The sequence below is a fragment of the Vibrio genomosp. F10 str. 9ZD137 genome (assembly GCF_049974785.1).
Taxonomy (GTDB): domain Bacteria; phylum Pseudomonadota; class Gammaproteobacteria; order Enterobacterales; family Vibrionaceae; genus Vibrio.
Genome location: NZ_JBNGCJ010000770.1, coordinates 1 through 389 on the forward strand (window position 1 = coordinate 1; position 389 = coordinate 389).

General features: G+C 48.6%; 1 pseudogene. It reads right to left on the reverse strand.

The features are described from left to right. Nucleotides 1–389: pseudogene (pntA, locus tag ACP45E_RS18025) on the reverse strand (Re/Si-specific NAD(P)(+) transhydrogenase subunit alpha); the annotation flags it as partial.

Sequence of the window (389 nt, forward strand, 5' to 3'; positions counted from 1 at the left end):
GGCGGCCCACCATATCGGTATAGCCTACAACCTTAACGCCGTTAGTTGTCGTTACGACTTGGTCTGCAACGGTGTACTCACAGTTCCCGCCATTAGCCGCAGCGAGATCGACAATCACCGATCCTGCTTTCATGCTATCAACCATTTCTTTGGTGATCAGCTTTGGTGCAGGCCTACCAGGAATTAGCGCCGTGGTGATGATGATATCAACATCTTTAGCCTGGGCCGCATACAGCTCTTCTGCTTTCTTGTTGAATTCATCAGACATTTCTTTTGCATAGCCGTCGCCAGCACTGGTGTCTTCTTCGAAGTCAACTTCTAAGAAATCAGCACCCATTGATTGCACTTGTTCTTTTACTTCAGGGCGCACATCAAAGATCGGAAGAGCG